The organism is Cupriavidus basilensis OR16 (genome assembly GCF_000243095.1).
Taxonomy (GTDB): domain Bacteria; phylum Pseudomonadota; class Gammaproteobacteria; order Burkholderiales; family Burkholderiaceae; genus Cupriavidus; species Cupriavidus basilensis_D.
The window spans coordinates 1-249 of record NZ_AHJE01000415.1; the positions used below are offsets into that span (position 1 = coordinate 1).

Genomic DNA, 249 nt, shown 5'->3' on the forward strand with positions numbered 1-249 from the left:
CAGGCACATCGAGCAGCCCGGCTCGCGCCATTCGAAGCCGGCGGCCTTGAAGACCTTGTCCAGCCCTTCGCGCTCGGCTTGCTCCTTGACCAGGCCCGAGCCCGGCACCACCATCGCCAGCTTCACGTTGCTTGCCACACGCCGCCCCAGCTTTTGCACGACCCACGCCGCGGCGCGCATGTCTTCGATGCGGGAGTTGGTGCAGGAACCGATAAAGACCTTGTCGATCTTGATGCTGTCCACCGGCAC

1 protein-coding gene is annotated in these 249 nt (G+C 65.1%); it reads right to left on the bottom strand.

What is annotated here, in order from left to right:
* On the bottom strand, positions 1–249 hold a 249-nt coding region (locus tag OR16_RS39405), incomplete at both ends, for an aconitase family protein (RefSeq protein ID WP_043423360.1).